This window comes from Neptunomonas sp. CHC150, assembly GCF_030397555.1.
GTDB classification, from domain to species: Bacteria; Pseudomonadota; Gammaproteobacteria; order Pseudomonadales; family Balneatricaceae; genus Neptunomonas; species Neptunomonas phycophila.
Genome location: NZ_JAPNXU010000010.1, coordinates 365,843 through 381,929, shown reverse-complemented (window position 1 = coordinate 381,929; position 16,087 = coordinate 365,843). Strand labels below are relative to the sequence as shown.

Below are 16,087 nucleotides of genomic sequence, written 5' to 3'. Positions count from 1 at the left end.
TTAGTTTTTGCCCAAGTGGTGGAATTGGTAGACACGCTATCTTGAGGGGGTAGTGGCTTATGGCTGTGCCGGTTCGAGTCCGGCCTTGGGCACCATAATTTGCAATGCAAGTGCATAATGTGTATAGTTATGCACCTGTTTCTGATGCGGGATGGAGCAGTCTGGTAGCTCGTCGGGCTCATAACCCGAAGGTCGTTGGTTCAAATCCAGCTCCCGCTACCACTTATTATGAATTGGCCCCTATCAAGGGGCTTTTTCGTAAATGTGGTTTTCAATGTATTCGCAGAAATGGGTCCTAAGAGACCCATTTTTTGTTTCCGAATGGTTTAGCAGAGGTTAATAAGTGTCAGCAAAGCTGAAAAAAATTCAGGAGATGCTGGAGCCTGTCGTGCAGTCTCTAGACTGTAGCCTGTGGGGTATGGAATATATTACCCAAGGTAAACACAGCATGTTGCGTGTTTATATCGAAAAAGAGGGCGGTGTGTCTGTGGATGATTGCGCGGCAGTGAGCCATCAAATTAGTGGTGTGCTTGATGTCGAAGATCCAATTTCCGGAGAATATACGCTTGAAGTATCTTCCCCAGGTATGGATCGCCCTCTGTATACGCTTGAACAGTTTACAGAGTATGCAGGTAACATCGTACAGGTAAAGCTGCGTATTCCATTTGAAGGTCGCCGAAATTTTAAAGGGTTGCTAAATGGCACCGAAGGCGAAGATATATTGCTGGTTGTGGATGACGAAGAGTTTTTGCTTCCGATTGATTTGATCGATCGCGCACAAGTTGTCCCACAGTTTTAAAAGTACTATCGAGGATAGAGCGAGGCAGCAGCATGAATAAAGAGATTCTACTGGTTGCAGAAGCAGTTTCTAATGAAAAAGACGTACCTAAAGACGTCATTTTTGAAGCCATTGAGTTGGCGCTAGCAACAGCGACTAAAAAACGTTACGACGAAGAAGCAGAAATTCGCGTCGTTATTGACCGTGCCACGGGTGATTATGAAACTTTCCGTAGCTGGTTGGTTGTAACTAATGACGTGGTGCCAATGTTAGGCACTGAGTTAACATTTCAAGAAGCCGAAGAAATTGATAGCAAATTGCAGCCGGGCGATACCTATGAAGAACAGGTTGAGTCGGTTGCCTTTGGCCGCATAGCCGCGCAGACCGCTAAACAGGTTATCGTGCAGAAAGTGCGTGAAGCTGAGCGCGCTAAAGTTGTTGATTTGTACCGCGACAAAATTGGCGAGTTGATTTCGGCTAGTGTAAAGAAAGTTACACGGGACAACATTATTGTGGATCTAGGTAACAACGCTGAAGCGTTATTACCTCGTGAAAATGTTTTGCCGCGTGAAGTATTTCGTATGGGCGACCGTGTGCGTGCCGTTTTGACTGAGGTTCGCTCTGAAGGCCGCGGCCCGCAGCTGATCTTAAGTCGCACCTGCCCAGAGATGTTGATTGAACTTTTCCGTATCGAAGTACCCGAAATATCAGAAGAAGTTATTGATATCCGTGCCGCTGCTCGAGATCCGGGATCGCGCGCTAAAATTGCCGTCAAAACAAACGACGGTCGCATAGACCCTGTTGGTGCTTGCGTGGGCATGCGCGGTGCACGTGTACAAGCGGTTTCCAATGAGCTTGGCGGTGAGCGAGTTGATATTATTTTGTGGGATGATAATCCTGCACAGTTAGTTATTAACGCGATGTCGCCAGCAGAAGTGGCTTCGATTGTTATCGAAGAAGAGTCCCACTCTATGGATGTTGCTGTTGCGGAAGAAGCCTTAGCTATGGCTATCGGTCGCGGCGGTCAAAATGTTCGCTTGGCATCTGAGCTGACTGGCTGGGAACTTAATGTCATGTCTGAAGATGAAGCGCAGGCAAAACAGCAGTCTGAAATGGGCTCTGTTATGGATGTGTTTATTAAGCACCTAGACGTGGATGAAGATGTCGCTTCTATTTTAGTGGAAGAAGGTTTCACTACGTTAGAAGAAGTCGCTTATGTGCCTGTTGACGAAATGTTAGAAATCGACGGCTTTGATGAAGACATCGTTAATGAGCTTCGCTCGCGCGCCAAAGATGCACTGTTAAATATGGCGTTAGCAAATGAGGAACAGCTAGAGAATGCTGAGCCTGCAGAAGACCTACTCACGATGGAAGGTATGGATCGTCATTTGGCGTTCCTGTTAGCCGCTCGTGGTGTTGTTACAATGGAAGACCTTGCTGAGCAATCAGTTGAAGAGCTTCTGGAAATTGAAAATATGACTGAAGAAAAAGCGGCGGAAATTATAATGACCGCACGTGCGCCCTGGTTTGCGGATGAAGCTTAAAGTCAACGGAGGAGATTTACCAATATGGCAGAAGTCACAGTAAAACAACTTGCCGATGTGGTTGGTGTTCCCGTTGAGCGTTTATTAACGCAGATGCAGGAAGCGGGTATTGCTGGTAAGAACCAAGATTCAATGGTTTCTGAAACCGAGCGTCAATCATTGTTAGGTCATTTAAAACGATCTCATGGCGATGAAAACGGTGATGGCGATTCCCCGAAAAAAATCACATTAAAGCGTAAGACAACATCTCAGCTTAAAGTAGCTGGTGCTTCCGGTAAGAAAAAAACCGTTAATGTAGAAGTGCGTAAAACTCGCACATACGTTAAGCGTTCAGATGTTGATACGGATGAGGCTGCTCAGCAAGCACAAGCTGAAGAGCAAGCACGTTTGGCAGCAGAAGAAGCAGCACGCGTTGCTGCAGAGCAAGCCAAGAAAGAAGCTGAAGAAAAGGCACGTCTCGAAGCAGAAGAAGCTGCTCGTAAACAGGCGGAAGCAGCTAAAGAGAAACAAGCCGCGGCTCCTCAGCAAACAGAAGCTCCAGCACCTAAGCCTGCTGAAGCTAAACCCGTTGCAAAAGAGAAACCGGTGGAAGTAAAACAACCTACTAAGGCTAAACCAGCCGAGCCTAATCGTACCAGCGAGCCTAAAAAAGGCTTCCGTGGTGAAGATAAAAAGCCAGCAAAAGGCCGAGGTGGACGTAACGATTTTAATAATCGTGATGATCGTCGTGGTGGCAAACTGTCTCGTAACTCTAAGACGCCGCGTAAGCAGCAGTCTAATCGTAATAACGAGCATGGCTTCACTGAACCACAGGCACCAAAGGTTCATGATGTAGCCATTCCAGAGAGTATTACGGTTGCTGAACTGGCTAAGAAAATGTCAGTTAAAGCGGCAGAAGTGATCAAGGTTATGTTCAAAATGGGCGCTATGGCGACCATTAACCAAGTAATTGATCAAGACACAGCGGTACTTGTTGTTGAGGAAATGGGTCATGTACCTAAGCCGATGCAAGAAAATGCTGTTGAAGAAGCCTTGATGGAAAGCATGCAAAGTCACGAAGGTGATCGTCAAGGCCGTGCTCCAATCGTTACGGTTATGGGTCACGTTGACCATGGTAAAACATCACTGCTGGATTACATCCGTCGCACACGTGTTGCTGCCGGTGAGTCTGGTGGTATTACGCAGCACATTGGTGCTTACCATGTTGAAACAGACAATGGCATGGTTACCTTCTTGGATACTCCGGGACACGCTGCGTTTACGGCTATGCGAGCACGTGGTGCTAAGCTGACTGATATTGTAATCCTTGTGGTTGCAGCTGATGACGGTGTTATGCCTCAAACAGAGGAGGCGGTTCAGCATGCGCGTGCGGCTGGTGTTCCTCTTGTTATCGCCGTTAACAAAGTAGATAAAGAAGACGCTGATCCTGATCGTGTTAAAAACGAGTTAGCTCAGCGTGATGTTATCCCTGAAGACTGGGGTGGTGATGTTCAATTTATCGAAGTTTCGGCTAAAACCGGTCATGGTATTGATGACCTGCTAGAGGCGGTGCTGTTACAAGCCGAAGTTCTAGAATTGAGTGCTGTTCCAGAAGCACCAGGTCAAGGTGTAGTCGTTGAGTCTCGTTTGGATAAAGGACGTGGTCCAGTTGCGACGTTGTTAGTACAAAACGGTACGCTTCGTAAAGGTGATATTGTGCTTGCCGGTCTGCATTACGGACGTATCCGTGCGATGTTGGATGAGAATGGTAAAGCCGTTGAAGAAGCTGGCCCGTCTATCCCTGTTGAAATACTTGGTTTGGATGGTACGCCTGCGGCGGGTGATGAGTTTGCTGTTGTTTCCAATGAGAAGAAAGCGCGTGAAGTTGCATTGTTCCGTCAAGGCAAATACCGCGAGGTTAAGTTGGCGCGTCAACAAGCATCGAAGCTTGAAAACTTGTTTGAAAACATGCAAGCCGGCGATGTTAAGTCTCTGAATATCGTACTAAAAGCGGACGTACGTGGTTCTCTGGAAGCGTTAACTAACGCGCTAGAAGATTTGTCGACAGACGAAGTAAAAGTCGTCATTGTTTCTAGTGGTGTAGGTGGTATCGCTGAGACAGAAGCGAACTTAGCGTTGGCTTCCTCTGCATTGGTGATAGGTTTTAACGTTCGTGCTGATGCACAAGCCAAAGCTATTATTGATCGTGAAGGCATTCAATTACGCTACTACAGTGTGATTTACGACATCATTGATGACGTTAAGCAGGCAATGACGGGGCTTCTATCTCCAGAATTCCGTGAAGAAATTGTCGGTATTGCTGAAGTACGTGATGTATTCCGTTCGCCTAAATTGGGCTTGGTTGCTGGTTGTATGGTAACTGAAGGTACGGTCTTCCGTAACAAGCGGATTCGTGTACTACGTGATAACGTTGTTATCTATGAAGGCGAATTAGAGTCGCTACGTCGCTTTAAAGATTCCGTTGCTGAGGTTCGCCAAGGTATGGAATGTGGTATCGGCGTTAAAAACTACAATGATGTGAAAGAGGGCGATCAGATCGAGGTATTCTCGACTGTTGAAGTCCAACGGACACTGTAAACGGAGTCGTATGGCACGCGAGTTTAGTCGTACACAACGAATCGCTGACCAGATCCAAAGGGATCTGGCTCAGGTGATTCAGTTTGAAATTAAAGATCCCCGTATGGGGATGGTGACAATTAGTCACGTAAAAGTCGCTAAAGATCTAGGTTATTGCGATGTCTACATCACGGTTTTACCTTTAGGAGACCAAGATGAAGCAGAGTCGATCGCCGTATCGTTAGATGTGCTGCGTAAGGCAGCTGGTTTTTTGCGTCATGAGTTATCCCATAAAATTAAGCTACGTGTAATGCCACAGTTGCGTTTTCATTTCGATGAGAGTGTAGAGCGTGGTCGCCAATTACATAGCTTGATTGAAAAAGCAGCGCGCGAGCTGCGGGATAAAGAAGCCTCTGACGAGGAATAAGCGTGGCTAGAACAAGAAAAGGCCGTCCTGTGGACGGCATTTTATTATTAGATAAACCGCAAGGCGTCAGTTCTAATCATGTGCTGCAGGTTGCTAAGCGTCTTTTTGGCGCGGCAAAGGCTGGCCATACCGGCGCTCTTGACCCATTAGCAACAGGTATGTTGCCACTCACCTTTGGTGAGGCTACTAAGTTTTCGCAGTTTCTTCTCAATGCTAATAAGCGTTATCAGACCACGGCTAAGTTAGGTATCCGAACCGATAGCAGTGACGCTGATGGAAAGGTGATCGCGACCGCTAATGTGGGTGAAGATATAACGCAAGGCCGTATCGCCAGTTTGCTCGTTGAGCATTTTACTGGAGAGATAGAACAAGTCCCTTCGATGTTCTCGGCTTTAAAGCATAACGGGCAGCCGCTTTATAAATTGGCAAGGCAGGGCGTTCAAGTTGAAGTCAAGCCGCGCCGAGTCACCATTTTTTCGATTGAAATAATGGCCTTTCGCGGAGATGAGGTTGATCTGGATATATGTTGCTCAAAAGGAACGTATATTCGTTCAATCGTTGAGGATTTAGGGCTGTTGTTAGGTTGTGGGGCCCATGTGAAAAGGCTTCGTCGCTTGGACTCGGGGCCTTATCTCGCCAAAGATATGATTACCTTAGACGAATTGCGTGAAATAGCTGAGCCTAAAGCGCCTGATGAGTCTCAGGAAAGCATACAAACTCGTCTTGATGCGCTATTATTAGCGCCGTGGTCAGCGATAGAAGATGCACCAGTGATTGAGTTAACAGCAGAGCATTGCCAGTTGATTCGCCAAGGGCAAAAAGTATCGGTTGAGCACAGGCCGGTTTCGTTGATTCGAATACACGAAAAAGGCTCAAATACCTTTTTAGGGATAGGTGAAGTGACAGATGATCGACGCCTTAAGCCGACTCGTTTGTTGAGTACTCAAGCTGCATCTTAGCTAGGGTTTTGCCTATTCTGATTGTTTCGCTTAAGCGCTCTTTTGTGCTTTTGCGTTAGACGGTTTACTGAAAATATGCTCGGTATACCGTGACATTTAACCGGCAACGTGACACCAAAGGTGCATGATTGTCTGCATATTATTTTTGGAGTTAAACAGATGTTAACAGTTGAACAAAAAGCGCAAATCGTTGCAGATTTCGGTCGTGGTGAAGCAGACACAGGTTGTACAGAAGTACAGGTTGCTTTGCTTACCGCTAACATTACTGGTCTGCAAGAGCATTTCAAAGCACATAAGCACGATCACCACTCACGTCGTGGTCTGATCCGCATGGTAAACTCGCGTCGTAAGCTGCTTGATTACTTGAAAAAGAAAGATGCGGATCGTTACTTAGCTTTGATCGGCCGTCTAGGTCTGCGTCGTTAAGCTGAACTCTACAGAGGCCATACAATGTATGGCCTCTGTTTTATAAGCCTCCTGTTTGAGTGGATGCGATTTCAACCCGCCTGTACTCATTTGTGTTTCTGCTATTCAATAAGATGGCTGTGTTATAAGAAATACAAATGAGTACTGGCTTAAAGATGGTGTCGAAACGCGCTCTCCTGCAGGTATATTTTTTGTCTTTTTAAAGGAGTTAATCGTGTTTCAAACGATTACTAAAACGTTCCAATTTGGTGACCAAGAAGTCACAATCGAAACGGGTCGTGTTGCTCGCCAAGCAACAGGCGCTGTATTAGTTACTATGGGCGGCAACCAAGTATTGTGTACGGTTGTTGGCGCTAAAGAAGCCAAAGACGGTCAAGATTTCTTCCCGTTGTCGGTTCATTATCAAGAGAAGTACTACGCCGTAGGCCGTATCCCTGGTGGTTTCTTCAAGCGCGAAGCGCGCCCATCAGAGAAAGAAACACTAACATCACGTCTGATCGACCGTCCAATTCGCCCATTGTTTCCAAAAGGCTTCATGAACGAAGTACAGGTTATCTGTACGGTCATGTCTGCAGATAAGGTAAACGATCCGGATATTGCTGCATTGATTGGTACATCAGCCGCTTTGTCGATCTCGGGCATTCCTTTCGTAGGCCCAATCGGTGCTGCACGTGTTGGCTTTACAGAAGCTGATGGCTATATCCTAAACCCTAACTATGAGCAGCTAGCTACTTCAGAGTTAGACATGGTTGTTGCAGGTACGTCTGATGCGGTTTTGATGGTTGAGTCAGAAGCCCAAGAACTAACCGAAGATGAAATGTTGGGTGCGGTATTGTTCGCGCACAACGAGATGCAAGTAGCTGTTAATGCAATTAATGAGCTAAAAGCCGAAGCCGGTAAGCCAATGTGGGATTGGCAGCCAGCTGCTAAGAACGAAGCGCTGATTGCTCAAGTTAAAGAGCTTGTAGGTCAAGGTATTGCCGATGCATACCAAGTGGCTGATAAAATGCAGCGTCAAGGTGCGTTGAGTGAGTTGCGTAACCAAGCTGTTGCGGCTTTGTCTGGTGAAGAAGGTCAGCCTAGCGCTAAAGAAGTGTCGGGTGTTGTGAGCTCAGTTGAGAAGCAGATCGTTCGTCAGCGTATTGTTGATGGTGCTCCGCGTATCGATGGCCGTGATACTAAAACGGTTCGTCCAATTGAAGTAGCTATCGATGTACTGAAAGGTACTCACGGTTCTGCATTATTCACGCGTGGTGAAACGCAAGCCATTGCGACTTGTACGTTAGGTACTGCACGTGATCAACAGATCATTGATGCGATTGAAGGTGAGCGTAAAGATCCGTTCATGCTGCATTACAACTTCCCTCCTTATTCAGTTGGTGAAGCAGGACGTATGGGTGCAACAGGCCGTCGTGAAATAGGTCATGGCCGTCTAGCGCGTCGTGGCGTAGCGGCAATGCTACCATCACAAGAAGAGTTCCCATATACCATCCGCATTGTATCTGAAATCACGGAATCAAACGGCTCTAGCTCTATGGCCTCTGTTTGTGGTGCTTCATTAGCCATGATGGATGCTGGCGTGCCGCTCAAAGCCCCTGTTGCTGGTATCGCAATGGGATTGGTTAAAGAAGGCGAAAAGTTCGCTGTTTTAACTGATATCTTGGGTGACGAAGATCACCTAGGTGATATGGACTTTAAAGTAGCTGGTACTGAAGCAGGTGTTACAGCACTGCAGATGGATATCAAGATTACAGGTATTACCGAAGAAATTATGGAGATTGCATTGGAGCAAGCGTTCAATGCACGTACCCATATTTTGAAAGAGATGGCTAAAGTTATCGGTTATGCACGTCCAGAGCTTCCTGATAATGCACCAGCGATGACTCAGATTAAAATCAACCCTGAGAAAATTCGTGACGTTATCGGTAAAGGCGGAGCGACTATCCGTTCGTTGACAGAAGAAACGGGTGCTATGATCGACATCGATGATGACGGTACGGTTCGTATCTATGCAGCGGATAAAGCTTCTGCAAAAGCGGCAACTGATAAGGTTATCGAAATCACTGCTGAAGCGGAAGTCGGTAAAGTTTACGAAGGTAAAGTGGTACGTATCGAAGAGTTTGGTGCGTTTGTTAACTTATTACCTGGTAAAGACGGCCTAGTTCACATTTCTCAGATTGCTAACAAGCGTGTTGAGAAAGTGACTGATTACATCAACATGGGTGATGTGATTAAAGTTAAAGTACTTGAGGTTGATCCACGTGGGCGCATTAAGTTGTCTATGAAAGACTTGATTGAAGATGAGTCTGTTGAAGGCTAATCGCTGATAGTCGATTAAAAAAGCCCTCTTATGAGGGCTTTTTTTGTGGACGCTATACGTTAAGAGTTTCGTAAAGCAATAAAAAACCTCGCAGTGCGAGGTTTTTTATTGAAAGTGATAAGGGCTATTAAGGAGCGCTATCGATCATGTATTCGATAGCAATCTTCAGCTCATCATCAGAACATGTGGCACATGTTCCTTTTGGTGGCATGGCATTAATACCGCTGATGGCAGTGGCTAAAAGGCTATCAATGCCCTTAGCAGCTCTGTCAGTCCATTCGCTCGTACCAAACTTAGGCGCGCCAGCAACACCGATAGAGTGGCACGCTGCGCAAGCACTGTTATATACCTCTTCACCTGAGCGAGCACCGCCGGCTGTTGTAGCGACTGCTGCTGCGGCACCGCCACAAGAGTCATCACCTTCTAGGCATACGTTGCCCGCTGGCTTTATACGCTCGATAATTTTTTCATCGGAGGTTGCTGCACCTACCGAACTAGCCAGGGCTAAACTTAAACCCAATGCGCTTAAGATTGATGTCACTTTGGCGATCAATTTCACAGTGGAGACCTCGTCACGGTTCATTAGATGCTTAAGAGCATCATTAATTTTAATAGCGCAAATTATACCGATAAAAGCACCTAACAAAAAAGGGGTTATATATTGGTCTTAAGGCGTATAACAACATAAAGTATTGAGGTTAGACAATGAAAAGCACTTTTTGGCTTTTCAGCTTGGCAAAGCCACGTTAGCTACGTATTATTAGCGCCCACATGAATGTGTAAGCGCCTGTAGCTCAGCTGGATAGAGTAGCAGGTTCCGATCCTGTTGGTCGGGGGTTCGAATCCCTCCAGGCGCGCCACTTCTAGTTTCCTTTTCTGCTCTGTACATATAGTCACTTATTGATTGCTCGAACGGGAGGGTGAGAGCCCCCGACAAGTTTGGGTTGAGCGAAGCGATTTACATTCCTAGCTGTATATTAAGTTCTTGTTATTCATTGTCTTGTATTGCCATTTGTGAGATCTGCACTATGCTGTTTTGCATTAATACGGTGATATATTAAGGCGTAGACATTGATGAAGTTGATAGCAGTGCTAATGTTGGCGCTTGTATTGAACGGGTGTGTTCTAACGAAGGTGGTAACGGTGCCGTTGCGTGTCGGCGGGGCTGTTGTTTCTGTGGTTCCTGTTGTGGGTAATGCGGCTGATGCGGTGATCGATACCACCGCCGATGCGATTGATTTGGTGCCTTTGTAACGCGCTAATTTTTATTTGTTGTCAGGCGTATTGGTATGGCGATGATGAATTCGGTGCCTTCATTGGTAGTGCTTTTGACTTTGATGGAACCTTGTAGAATTTTTTGCACCCATTGGTGCACCTGATGCAGCCCTAAACCAGTATGGCCTTCACCGCGACGTGTTGTGACAAAAGGGTCGAATATAGTTGGCAAGACATGGGGCGCAATGCCTTGGCCATTGTCTGAGATGCTAACAATAAGCTGGTTGGCTTCGGTTTTTGCACAAAGGCGAATGGTTTTACTGCTGATCGTTTGATGACTAAAAGCGTGGTTAATAGCGTTTTCGATAAAGTTTTGTATAACCTGCGATAGAATCCCTGGGTGGCTGTAAAGTTTTAGTTGGGCTGGGTAGTCAGTTATTAGCTCGATATTCGCGTTTTTAATCAAAGAATGTAAGCTGGTCAGCAAGTCTTGAATAGGCTCATCCAGCGTAAATTCAGTGATGTCTTCAGAATTCCTATCCACGGCTAAGCGCTTAAAGCTTTTAATGAGTTTAGATGCTTGCTTTAAATTATGTTCAGTTAGTTGCAAGCCTGATTCGGCGTTGTTGACGTATTGGTCTAAATCACTGCGTTTAAGCCCTGAATTGATGGCTTCTTGAAGCTCGTGAAGTTGGCGCTGTAGCGTACTGACCGAGATTAACGCGCCGCCAGTAGGTGTGTTTAATTCATGGGCTACTCCGGCAACCATCATTCCAAGCGAAGAGAGTTTTTGGCTTTCGGCAAGTTCTTCTATCAATAGGTTTTGTTGCTCATGAGCAGCTTGTAGTGCTTGGAAAGTAGTTTCAAGTTTACTTTTTTCCTTCTGTAAAGTGCGATGCAGCATCTGGAAGGATTGGTTGTTTTTATAGAGACGGTAAATGATAAATAAACCAATGCCGAGAACCCCAAAAGCAAACTGCCCTATCATGATCTGTTGAGAGTATTTTATGTTGGAAAGCACTTCAGGCTTTGACGCGACAGCAATTGTGAGTATTTCTCGGTTAAATGTCTCTTGGTGCTCTCTAAGGGCAACAGTTCTTCTTAGGTATTGCCATAGTTGGTTGTTGAGAACGAAGCTCCCTTCGGCTGGGCCGAGTGTTAATTTGCTCCACGCTTGAGGGTATTTCTTTGAGAAATGAAACGCATGCTTATCTTCTGAGTTGATCTCAGGAGGAGGGACTAGTTTGCGTTTTCCTGCTCCCGTAATAAGAAACGTATCGAAGCGTTCGCTTTGGGTGCTCAGTAGGTTCTGAGTGGGGGGGGTTAGGTTAAACCTAATAATAAATAGGCCGGAATGAAGCCCTTCTGATTCGGTTGAGGTAACTGTTGAGAGGATGTAATAGCGGTTTTCCTCATTTAATAATATGGCCGGCGCTATGGTGGTTGGCGCGCGTCTGGCTGCAGACATAAAGGCGTCGCCATACCTGTCACTAGGGGCATTGTTTTCTTGGGTGGAGGTGGCGTTTAGTTGGATTTGTACTTTCCCGTCGGAAGCTAACCAGGTTATTTCGGTTATAAATGGTGAGATGCTTTGGAAATGGGCAAATTCTTTAAGCACATGCTTTTGGTTGATAGGGGTTGTATTCAATAGCCCATCTTGGGTAAGCAGCCTTCTTTTGAGTAATAGGGTTATGTTTTCGATGTTGCCAAATTCATAGGCCAACGCTTTGGTTGTATTGTAGACTTGTTGCGTTAGCTGTCCTTCAAGTTGTTGAATTTGAGCTTGAACTCGACTCTGATAGATAATAAAGCTGCCCACGATGCTCACGGCTAATAACAAGATAGCCATCAGAATCAAAGAAGCCGAAAACCGTTTGGGCTCTTGCACCCTTCTACCCTTTTGGTGCTTGTTTGTTATGAAGTTTGACCCATTGTATGGCGCTGTCTACAGACATGGGACGTGAAAATAAATAGCCTTGGCCAGAGGGACAGTTCATCTGTTTGAGGCGTTCAGCTTGCTCTGGCGTTTCGATGCCTTCAGCAATTACGTCTAAATCAAAAAAACGACCTAGGTGAAGAATCATATCCACAACTTTTTCGTCGGCTTCAGATTGTGTCAATTTTTGAATAAAGCTGCGATCAATCTTTAGGCCTGTGGCGGCCAGGTCAGTAATGTAAGCGAGCGATGAGTAGCCAGTGCCAAAATCATCGAGGCTCACTTTCATGCCCATTTCTATCATTGAGCGCAGTTGCGGTGCTATGACATGGTAGTCCCGCATTGCTTTGGTTTCTGTTATCTCAAGCTCTATTTGGTTGGGGTTTATGTGATATTCATCGAGTATTTCAAAGAGTTTGTGACGATAATCGTTGTTGAGTAAATCGGGGGCTGAAGCATTAATAGCAATAGGGTAACTTACGCCTGCTTTCGTCATTTTTTGGATAGCTTGGGCCACTTTTTCGGCAACCAGTAAATCCAGCTTCGTTATGAGGCCAGAAGTCTCTGCTAAGAGTATAAAGGTATCAGGAGGAATCCTTTCGTTGTTAAGCTCCCAGCGGGCTAGTGCTTCAAAACCTGTGATTGAGCCGGAATGTAAATTTATTTTGGGTTGGATTTCTATAAATATGGACTGCTGATGGATCGCGTTGCGTAGTTCGCTTAGTAGTTTAGCGCGCGTAGAAATATCACTTTCCATATGTGATTCGAAGCGCAGATAATTAAGCTTTTCTCGGTTGGCTATTAATACGGTCCCTTCTGCGAGGCGTAATAACCGATCTGCTTCGCGTATTGGCTGGTTACTATTTACGCTAACATCCAGAATGCCTACGGTGGTTGATAAGCTGTGTCCGGCTCCGCTTATGGTAAATGAAGGCGTAAGCAGTTGTTCAAAGAAAGCCGCATCATGGGGTGATGTATTGTTGAGCAATAAGCCAATGCTATCTTGGGAAATAATAGCAATGGGTTCTAAGGGACGAGTAGTGGATTTTAACCGTTCGTAAATGCTGCGTAATAGATCGCTGCAGAATTCTTCGCCAAAGGTTAGGGTAAGGTCGTTGAAGTCATCAATCTTCACAACGCCGATGATCGCTGTTCGTTTGTCTTGTTCGCTCGTATTGTCGATTGATCGTAAAAAGTGATTGCGGTTAGGAATCCCCAATGTTGCATGGGTATAGGCAAGCTCGCTTAGCCGACTATTGAGCGCGAGATTTGTGAAACCATTGCTGATGTTGGTGCTAAAGACTTCAAGTAAATAGGTTTCATGTTCGCTTAACGCACGTTCCGTGTTTACCATAATAATGTAGGCTTTATCGTGTATCTGCTTATTCTCAAAATAAAGAATGGATACATTATTGCCAAAAATATGCTGCCTCTGCCAAGAGGCCGCTTGGAATAGCGTTAAGAGGGGCTTGTCGGTAATCGACGATAGAGGCTGCTGTTGATAAATGGCGTATTTACCGGTCGCCGCCAAAATACACGCTTTATCCAAAGGTACTTTGCTGCGATTAATAAGGCTGCACACAATGCCTTCATCTTCGACACCAAGCAGCCGGCTAATTTCTTCAAGTAAAACTTGGGTGAATTCCTGCAAGTTACGTTTGAAACTGAGCTGCTGACTGGCGTCAATAACCATCTGCAAACCTTGTTTTGCGCGGTTTAGCTCTTGGAGGTGGTTCCAGGTTCGAATATTGCCTGCAATAATGGTTTGCAGAAAGTCGCTCGAAAGGTCCGATTTACACCAGTAGTCATCGATATCGTAGCGTTTCATTACATCATTACGAGGAGCCATGCTTGGCTGGCCTGTGAGTAAAACAATGCGTACGTTGGCATTGCCCAACACTTCGCGAATAGTACCAACGAGTTTGAGCCCCGCATCGTCTGTTTCCATGACCACATCTAATAGAATCACACTTAGGTCTGGATTAGTCGCTATGATATCAGCCGCTTCGCTTGCTGAGTTGGCTTTCAATAGCACAATAGAGCGATCGAATATTCGCTGATTTTCTAGAGCAAAAGCGAGCGACGCTTGATACGCCGAATCGTCTTCGACGCTCAGGATTTTCCAATGATCCGTTTTGGAGTGCCTTGGCGTGCTATCTTCTTGCGTAAAGCTAAATAACGACTCGCTTGCCATGCAAGCCTCCTTCGTTATGAATTCAATTTTTTTATTTCACTATGAGTATAGTTTAGCTTTGTTAAGTTATCATTCAGAGATGGGTGTCAGGTCATTCAGCGGGCTTGTAACGAGCAGCACTGATGATGCAGATCAAGTGAATAATCGCTGCGAAAATTGCAGGAATGACTAAAATGTAAAATGCATACCCAAGGGAGATGATGATGAAATACATAATAGCGGCTAACAATCGCCCTTGGATTAGATGCCCTAAACCGGGAACAAAAACATTACAAAGTGCGGCGATTACATTGCCTGCACTTCCTTGTTGCTGACTCATGGTGATTCCTTTGTTGAACTGTACATGCAACGAGAGTGCTAGATAGCTGAAAAACTGTCAACTGAACACATAACATTGATCGCTCAATTTAGTTACTTTAAGGTCGATAACTCGTACAAGCGTTAGATTTATTTGGAGATATTTGTGTTAACTACGCCCGCTGGTCTGGATGCAGACGATACACTTGATGTGCTGATGGCTCGTCAGCCTATTTATTCTAAAAATCAGGATATCATTGCGTTTGAACTGCTTTTTAGAAGTGCGAACGGTACTGACATCGCGAGCATTGGTGATGATGCTGCCACGCTAGATGTAATAACAAACAGTTATGCGAGCCTTTCTGTAGGTAAACAAAATCAACATCTGCCTTGTTACATTAAGGTAACCGATAAAATACTGTTGAACGATCAGCTCCCTGAACTGCCGCCTAACTTATTTGTACTAGAGATCTTGGGGCGCTCAACAATTACACCGGAATTTATTCAGAAGGTGAGTGATTACGCTAAGCGTGGTTACCGTATTGTACTCGCAGACTATGACCCGAGTGATCTTCGTTTCGATCCTCTGTTAAATACGGTCCATGTCGTCAAGCTGGATATCCAATTATTAGGGTTGGCCAACATACCGAGTATTGTTCAACGTTTACGCCCTTATCAACTCGATTTGCTAGCGGATAAAGTCGAAACAAAAGAAGAGTTTAGACAGTGCTTAGAGATAGGGTTCTCTCAATACCAGGGGTATTTTTTGAGCCGCCCCGAACCCGTTAAAGGGCGAAAGATACGCGGTAATAAAGTCATTTTGCTGCAAATGCTGGCCGAGCTAAACCGTGAGGGCGCTACGGGCGATAGTTTGGAGCAAATAGCTATTAATGATGCGGCGTTAACTTACAAAATTTTAAAAGTGGTCAACTCTGCTGCATTCAAAACGCCAAAAGAAATTTCCTCGTTATCGCATGCCATTATGCTTTTGGGCATGGAGCAAATGCGACGTTGGGTTCTTCTGTTCCTTACGACAGCTCAAGACGGAACCCCTAATGCGCTGACACGCAATTTATTGGTGCGTGGCCGTATGTGCGAGCTGCTGGCATCAATGCAAGGTTATGATGATTCACTCAACTTTTTTGTGGTGGGCTTGCTGTCGCAAATAGATGCTCTGTTTGATCAGGCAATGCCTGATTTGTTAGAAGGCATTCCTATTCAGAAAGAGATTAAACAAGCTATTCTCAAGCATGAAGGCGTACTTGGCTCTGTGCTAGAAGAAGTAGTGCATTATGAACGAGGTGAGTTTAACCAGTTAAGTGGAGCCTTGCCGCAGCCTTATTATGAAGTAGCGTATCGTCACAGCCTGAAGTGGTCTGATAATGTGATGGGAACCCTCGTATGACATTGCTAATGGTGGCAGGTTTAGGTGTTA

General features: G+C 45.5%; 13 protein-coding genes and 3 tRNA genes. 12 read left to right on the top strand and 4 right to left on the bottom strand.

Going from position 1 to position 16,087, the window contains the following annotated elements:
- The first annotated feature begins 9 nt into the window (after nt 1-9).
- The 9 genes from OW491_RS13510 (at nt 10) to pnp (ending at nt 9,010) form a co-directional block, all read left to right on the top strand.
- A tRNA-Leu gene (locus OW491_RS13510) sits at nt 10-95 on the top strand.
- A gap of 50 nt (nt 96-145) precedes the next feature.
- Nucleotides 146-222, top strand: a tRNA-Met gene (locus tag OW491_RS13505).
- Between the two features lie 121 nt (nt 223-343).
- Entirely contained in the window at nt 344-799 is a 456-nt protein-coding gene (gene rimP, locus OW491_RS13500) for a ribosome maturation factor RimP (RefSeq protein ID WP_075170987.1), read from the top strand.
- Nucleotides 800-831: 32 nt separating this feature from the next.
- Nucleotides 832-2,322, top strand: coding sequence for a transcription termination factor NusA (gene nusA, locus OW491_RS13495; RefSeq protein WP_075170988.1), 1,491 nt, complete (start codon nt 832-834; stop codon nt 2,320-2,322).
- Between the two features lie 24 nt (nt 2,323-2,346).
- A complete protein-coding gene (gene infB / locus OW491_RS13490) occupies nt 2,347-4,899 on the top strand; it encodes a translation initiation factor IF-2 (protein ID WP_075179239.1) in 2,553 nt (850 codons plus the stop codon).
- A 10-nt stretch (nt 4,900-4,909) separates the two neighbouring features.
- The gene (rbfA, locus tag OW491_RS13485; RefSeq protein WP_075170990.1) at nt 4,910-5,305 is read left to right on the top strand and encodes a 30S ribosome-binding factor RbfA; all 396 of its coding nucleotides are present in this window, start codon (nt 4,910-4,912) and stop codon (nt 5,303-5,305) included.
- Nucleotides 5,306-5,307: 2 nt separating this feature from the next.
- Entirely contained in the window at nt 5,308-6,264 is a 957-nt protein-coding gene (truB, locus tag OW491_RS13480) for a tRNA pseudouridine(55) synthase TruB (protein ID WP_290036473.1), read from the top strand.
- Between the two features lie 159 nt (nt 6,265-6,423).
- Nucleotides 6,424-6,690 (top strand): 30S ribosomal protein S15, encoded by a 267-nt coding sequence (gene rpsO / locus OW491_RS13475; protein ID WP_075170992.1) that lies wholly within the window; start codon nt 6,424-6,426, stop codon nt 6,688-6,690.
- Nucleotides 6,691-6,904: 214 nt separating this feature from the next.
- On the top strand, nt 6,905-9,010 hold the full coding sequence (gene pnp, locus OW491_RS13470) for a polyribonucleotide nucleotidyltransferase (RefSeq protein WP_290036472.1): 2,106 nt from the start codon (nt 6,905-6,907) through the stop codon (nt 9,008-9,010).
- Nucleotides 9,011-9,137: 127 nt separating this feature from the next.
- Here pnp and OW491_RS13465 read toward each other — a convergent pair whose 3' ends face one another.
- On the bottom strand, nt 9,138-9,560 hold the full coding sequence (locus OW491_RS13465) for a c-type cytochrome (RefSeq protein WP_246283345.1): 423 nt from the start codon (nt 9,558-9,560) through the stop codon (nt 9,138-9,140).
- A gap of 233 nt (nt 9,561-9,793) precedes the next feature.
- On the opposite strand from OW491_RS13465, the gene OW491_RS13460 reads away from it, so the two are divergent.
- A tRNA-Arg gene (locus tag OW491_RS13460) sits at nt 9,794-9,870 on the top strand.
- Nucleotides 9,871-10,084: 214 nt separating this feature from the next.
- On the top strand, nt 10,085-10,264 hold the full coding sequence (locus OW491_RS13455; RefSeq protein ID WP_170870304.1) for a DUF6726 family protein: 180 nt from the start codon (nt 10,085-10,087) through the stop codon (nt 10,262-10,264).
- Between the two features lie 4 nt (nt 10,265-10,268).
- Here OW491_RS13455 and OW491_RS13450 read toward each other — a convergent pair whose 3' ends face one another.
- The 3 genes from OW491_RS13450 to OW491_RS13440 all read right to left on the bottom strand — a co-directional run bounded on the left by OW491_RS13450 (nt 10,269) and on the right by OW491_RS13440 (nt 14,674).
- A complete protein-coding gene (locus OW491_RS13450) occupies nt 10,269-12,113 on the bottom strand; it encodes a HAMP domain-containing sensor histidine kinase (protein ID WP_290036470.1) in 1,845 nt (614 codons plus the stop codon).
- A gap of 4 nt (nt 12,114-12,117) precedes the next feature.
- A complete protein-coding gene (locus OW491_RS13445; protein WP_178967842.1) occupies nt 12,118-14,355 on the bottom strand; it encodes an EAL domain-containing protein in 2,238 nt (745 codons plus the stop codon).
- 91 nt (nt 14,356-14,446) lie between these two features.
- Complete coding sequence (locus OW491_RS13440; protein ID WP_075170998.1) at nt 14,447-14,674, bottom strand: hypothetical protein; 228 nt, start codon at nt 14,672-14,674, stop codon at nt 14,447-14,449.
- A gap of 144 nt (nt 14,675-14,818) precedes the next feature.
- Between OW491_RS13440 and OW491_RS13435 the strand changes: the two genes are divergently transcribed.
- Complete coding sequence (locus tag OW491_RS13435; RefSeq protein WP_246283302.1) at nt 14,819-16,057, top strand: HDOD domain-containing protein; 1,239 nt, start codon at nt 14,819-14,821, stop codon at nt 16,055-16,057.
- Nucleotides 16,058-16,087: the final 30 nt, after the last annotated feature.